Genomic DNA, 5,237 nt, shown 5'->3' with positions numbered 1-5,237 from the left:
ACTTTGGAAAAATTGTGAGCGTCAATTAACCACCAGTCTGCAAATGGTCGTTTTAGCGTTTTTAGCACTATTACTTAAGAGATTTTAGACAGCTTCTTAATCATAATATTTTCTTTTAATCCATAGTGCTACATCAACTAATGAGATCATTACCGGTACTTCAACCATTGGGCCAATAACGGCAGCAAATGCTTCTCCAGAATTCAAGCCAAATATAGCGACTGTTACTGCAACAGCTAATTCAAAGTTATTACTTGCAGCGGTGAAAGATTGTGTCGCAGAAATTGAATAACTAGTTTTAGTTTTTTTCGCAATCCAAAAGGTTATGAAGAACATTAAGACAAAATATAGTAATAAAGGAACAGCAATTCTTATTGCGTCCATTGGTAGTTGAACTACTTTTGCACCCTTGACAGAAAACATCACTACTATTGTAAAGAGTAAAGCCCAAGTAGTAATTCTGCTTATTTTTGGTACATATTTATCTTCAAACCATTCTTTACCCTTTGTGCTAATGATAAAGTAACGAGAACCAATGCCCAAAATGAAAGGAATACCAAGATAAATAAAAACACTTTTAGCAATTTCACTCATTGTAATATTAATTGTCTGTGTTTGTAGCCCAAAGAATTTTGGTAAGACACTAATAAAGAAGTATGCATAAACGGAATATAGCAAAATCTGAAAAATTGAGTTAAAAGCTACTAGACCAGCAGCATAATCGTTATTACCCTGCGCTAATTCATTCCACACAATAACCATAGCAATACACCGTGCTAAACCGATCATGATTAAACCAATCATATAGTTTGGATAATTGTGTAGAAAGATAACAGCAAGAGCAAACATTAAAATAGGGCCAACGATCCAATTTTGAACTAATGAAAAAGCAAGTTCCTTTTTGTCCTTAAATACATCACCCATTTTGCCATAATTAACTTTGGTTAGTGGTGGATATAGCATTAATATTAAGCCTATTGCTATTGGAATTGATGTTGTACCGATAGACCAACTATTAATTATTTTAGGGAGCGATGGAAAAGCTAAACCGCTAATAATTCCCAGTGCCATAGCTAAAAATACCCATAAGGTCATATAACGGTCCATGAATGATAAATTTTTAGAAGTACGCATAATAGCCCTCCATATAGATATTTATCTATGTATAATGCAAAATAAAAAAGCTAACAGTTTGAATGTGAATCCTTACATATGCAATGGTCAGTTTTAGATAGTATTTGTGTTAATTCACTAATCAGTCCTTCTTTTTTGTTTGAATTTAAAGAATAATAGTGCCACTTAGTATCTTTTCTTACGTTAACTAATCCACTTTTTTCCAGAATACTCATATGGTGGGATAGAGTCGGTTGTGTAAAGTTAAAGTGTGCAAGTATATCACACCCACACATCTCACCACAGGACAGCATTTCTAAAATCTTAAGACGGTTAGGTTCAGCAACCACCTTTAAAAGTGATGCCAAATCTTTATACTCATAGTGCATCAGTAAATTCCTCCACATTAAACATAGACGATTATCTATATTGTATCACATGAATAATGAAAAAGATTGCCGTTCGGACGAAATTAGATTTTTTACTATTATTACAAAACCAGCAGTATTAATGTGTTATTCGCCAAAGCCAACCATGTTTTTCTTCATTTGCCGATTTAGCTGTTACTTTTTGTGGTAAGAAGCTGGTTGTTTTGGCCTTGCTCGGTTTGAATCCGTTTGAGTGCGGTCAGATTTTCCTGACTGATCAGGTTGGTCTGCTTTTGAAACGTTGCGTAGGCGCTTTGTAAGGTCTGTTTTAATTGGGCTTGCGAGCTGGCGTTGCTGCTGTCTAAATATGTTTACTTAGCTTATTGGTGGGGGACAAGTCATAAAGGAATGAAAGGTGGCCTTATGTGGGTATTCCCATTCTCAATGACAAATGTTTTTTTAGGGACTTACAAGCCAAGTTATATTTATAAACTAACAACAAAATGAAAAAGAGGTGTGGATTAGTTATGCTAAAAAAAATTGGGTACGTAATAGCTTTATTATTAGGATTCTTTTTAATAGTTTGGCTAGCCATTTATTGGCAACATCGCACTTATTTTACTGGAGCCGTTCGAACGTACATGGTTGCCCAAAAGATTCCAACAAATAGCATTAAAAGTCAGAAAATCGTTTTTAATTGGGTCAATATGGGGCAATGGGAGGAAGATGTTTCAATTCGCCACCAACACCATACCTATCAATATATTTATAATATGTCTTGGCAGGATAAAAAGGTTTCCCTAAGTATCTATGATCATCGGGAAGGTGTTAAAGATACTCTAGCTCCTTATCCACCCTTGGAGTATGATCGTTAATTTAATTTTTGCAAGCTTTAATATATTACAAAAACAATGTATAGGAGATAAATAAAAATTGTCATTAACTGAATTGGGAAGTTTTGCGCTACTTATTTCATTGGTCTACTGGTGGTTTTTAATGTGGCATTCATTTAAACTAACCAGGAAAACGTTAGTAATTTTAAATACCGTTGGCACTGCCTTAATGACCATTTTGACGTGGCCCATCACCTATGGAATGTTACTGATTCCGATTTTAATTATTTACGCTGTATCGACTTTTATCATCTTTAAATTACCACTGGCAGCCAAATAGTATGAGAATTTTTTTGCTTCTTATAACTATCCAAGGCGGTAGGAAAATGGGCTCTTTGTCAACTATTTCTGGGTTAGATTCCTGATTGCTTGATGAAAGGAGTAGAAATACTACCAAAAACGCCACCAACTATTATTGACTTTGTTTTTAGATACTTTTTTTTGTCTATTATTATATCCAGCAACTCTATTTTCATTTTTCTTGTCGTTTTTATCCTTGCTGTGACGGGTATTAGAGTTATTCGACAAGGCATCGTCCTTGTCGTTTGATTGTTGCTGTTGAGTTGCACTAGAAGGTTCAAGCAAGCCGCTCAATTTCCGAACGTGCTCTTTTAATCGATGGTTTTCTGAAACCGTTGCTATCTGTAATTTTTGTTGCTGATCTAAGGCCTGTTGTAAATTTGCAATTTGTTGATCTTTAACATCAAGTTGTTTTAGCAAGATATGATCAATATTTTTGTCCTTGTCGTTTTCAGCTTGCCGATTTGTTTGTCGTTCTTGTCGTTTTTGCTTGTCGAAATTAGCAAGCATTTTAACGCCTTGGTTGTCTATTTCTAGATGGTTTTTGACTTTATAAGTGTGTTTGCTTCGAAAGCCATTAATACTATTAATACGTTGATTAATAGCTTGTTTTGATAATTTTAATTCTTCTGAAAGTTGTCGAATAGTCTTGCCCAATAGTTTCACCACCTAATTAATCCGCCTTAAATTATAAGTTAAAAACGACAAGAACACCAATCAACAAGCAAAGCTTAAACTTGGTTGTCGTTCTTGTCGTTTTTTAAAATAGGTATCAATCTTCAAGCTAAACTATAATTGATTTGGTTCTGGTTGTTGCCACCAATGAATGTTGCTTTAACGGCAAATATCCCGAATTAACAACAACTAAAGTTTGCATCTAGTTTTTTCCCTAATGGCTTGTTTTGATACACCAAACTCATCAGCAAGTTCCTTAATAGTTTTAGGCATGATTTCCAAACCCCTTTTGGAGTTCAGCAAGCATTTCTTGTCTTGTCTGATCTCTTATTGTTTTATCATGCTCAATCTGTCGTTCGGCTAAAATCTGTTTTTCAGTTGAGCCTAGTGGTAGGCCTTTAACTTTATCGGTAGCACGCCATTTTTCTTGTTCTGTTAATTCACCATTATTCTGGATATTAAAAAGTTTTTGACGCTCATCTTGGAACTTACCTTGAGAAAAGTCGTTTGCGTCTTTTCTTTCAGGCTTCCAAGTAAAAGTATAACCAATCACTGGTTTCCCACGACCTTTACCATATTTTTTTCGTATAGTTAGGCCTCTAAACAAAGGGGTTAGTTCTTCCTTAATTGGGCGAATAACCCTAGATTCAACGTTCGCAGGCTTACTCCAATAGCTTTGCGGAATATCTAGTAGTTCAAAGAAATCATTTTTAGAAAAATAAGCATAACCAGTGGTTCGGAATTGTTTAAGAATACGAAAAGTTGTTTTTGCGTAACTACTCTTTAAATCTCGGAACTCTGTCAAAGCATAACGAACCCAACTTTCGAGATTATTTAGAAGTTTCAACGCTTTGGGATAAATTTGAATATCAACATAAGGAACGTCTGCAGATCCCTTAATTTCAAATCGAGTGAACATGACAAACATCTCTCTATCAAGACCATCTTTACTTCGAGAGCCAAATCTAAGACCTAGTATTTTTTGATATGTACTTTGTATGTCATCAATAAACCGATTATTTGCGGTTGGCTTATAGGCACTTAACTCTTTTAACTGATCAAAGGTAAATCTAACAGTATCATCACCTTTATCACGCATTCTAGAAACTATAGAAAAGAACAAGTTCATTTCTACAGGAGTAAACCTTCGCAAGGGGATTGTATTTAATTCAGGGTCATATTTGACTAATTCATTGCTCATAAAATAACCTCCTTGAATAATACTACCTTATTTGAATACAGGAGTAAATAAATGTAGTCGATAAACAGACAAAATGTAGTCGATAAACAGACAAAATGTAGTCGATAAACAGACAAAATGTAGTCGATAAACAGACAAAATGTAGTCGATAAACTTCTGTACGCCTTGGGGGAGTAAGGCTCAAGAGGGGTCTAAAAGAGGTTTAAAAGAGGTTTATAAAAGAGGTATATAAGAGGCACCACTGTACGAGATACAAACCTAAAACAAAAAAACACAAAGGAGTGAGCCAAAAAACGGCTCACATTAAACTCCAGTCGCACAGCTCCTTGCGCCTCACGCTGTTCGTTGCTTAAAAGGTGTGGCAAGCCACATTAATTCGGGCGCTGACGCCCCGAACCCCGTCCAAGCTGAGCCAGCTTGACCGCTTTTTCACTCGCCGTTAGGCAGGAAAGCAAAGTTTTATAGAAACTTTGGCTTTCGCCAATTCAGTGTTAAGACTGGTTTAGAGCTGTCAATTCCTTATGCTCCCACGCTACGCTCGTCCGCTACCATTGACAGCAAACAGTTAGTTTTTCTAAATCTTAGCAAGAATCTAACTGCTATATTCCTTTTTAAGGGCCTTATTTCTCGTTTCTAGCGATTTTGAGACTGTTTATATATATTTATACCAAAGAAAAAATAAAAAGC

General features: G+C 35.4%; 5 protein-coding genes and 1 pseudogene. 2 read left to right on the top strand and 4 right to left on the bottom strand.

What is annotated here, in order from left to right; all coding sequences use genetic code 11:
• Positions 1-88 (top strand): annotated as a pseudogene (locus tag FFM73_RS10750) (IS5/IS1182 family transposase); the annotation flags it as partial.
• Between the two features lie 8 nt (positions 89-96).
• Here FFM73_RS10750 and arsB read toward each other — a convergent pair.
• The gene (arsB, locus tag FFM73_RS10745) at positions 97-1,134 is read right to left on the bottom strand and encodes an ACR3 family arsenite efflux transporter (protein ID WP_137631719.1); all 1,038 of its coding nucleotides are present in this window, start codon (positions 1,132-1,134) and stop codon (positions 97-99) included.
• 50 nt (positions 1,135-1,184) lie between these two features.
• Positions 1,185-1,502 (bottom strand): ArsR/SmtB family transcription factor, encoded by a 318-nt coding sequence (locus FFM73_RS10740; protein WP_012391388.1) that lies wholly within the window; start codon positions 1,500-1,502, stop codon positions 1,185-1,187.
• A gap of 506 nt (positions 1,503-2,008) precedes the next feature.
• Between FFM73_RS10740 and FFM73_RS10725 the strand changes: the two genes are divergently transcribed.
• Positions 2,009-2,356 (top strand): DUF3139 domain-containing protein, encoded by a 348-nt coding sequence (locus tag FFM73_RS10725; RefSeq protein ID WP_084989370.1) that lies wholly within the window; start codon positions 2,009-2,011, stop codon positions 2,354-2,356.
• Between the two features lie 408 nt (positions 2,357-2,764).
• Here the strand turns inward: FFM73_RS10725 and FFM73_RS10715 are convergent, their stop codons facing one another.
• Together FFM73_RS10715 and FFM73_RS10705 are read right to left on the bottom strand one after the other, a co-directional pair.
• Positions 2,765-3,331: a DUF536 domain-containing protein gene (locus tag FFM73_RS10715; RefSeq protein ID WP_137631717.1), complete on the bottom strand. Its 567-nt coding sequence runs from the start codon at positions 3,329-3,331 to the stop codon at positions 2,765-2,767.
• 283 nt (positions 3,332-3,614) lie between these two features.
• Complete coding sequence (locus FFM73_RS10705) at positions 3,615-4,550, bottom strand: replication initiation protein (protein ID WP_137631716.1); 936 nt, start codon at positions 4,548-4,550, stop codon at positions 3,615-3,617.
• Positions 4,551-5,237 lie beyond the last annotated feature (687 nt).

Origin of the sequence: Secundilactobacillus hailunensis (assembly GCF_005405185.1) — a bacterium.
Taxonomy (GTDB): Bacteria; Bacillota; Bacilli; order Lactobacillales; family Lactobacillaceae; genus Secundilactobacillus; species Secundilactobacillus hailunensis.
This window is presented reverse-complemented; position numbering and strand designations above follow the sequence as displayed.

Coding starts and splice junctions, on each gene's coding strand:
- FFM73_RS10725 (WP_084989370.1), top strand. CDS start 2,009: ATGCTAAAAAAAATTGGGTACGTAATAGCTTTATTATTAGGATTCTTT.
- FFM73_RS10740 (WP_012391388.1), bottom strand. CDS start 1,502: ATGCACTATGAGTATAAAGATTTGGCATCACTTTTAAAGGTGGTTGCT.
- arsB (WP_137631719.1), bottom strand. CDS start 1,134: ATGCGTACTTCTAAAAATTTATCATTCATGGACCGTTATATGACCTTA.
- FFM73_RS10705 (WP_137631716.1), bottom strand. CDS start 4,550: ATGAGCAATGAATTAGTCAAATATGACCCTGAATTAAATACAATCCCC.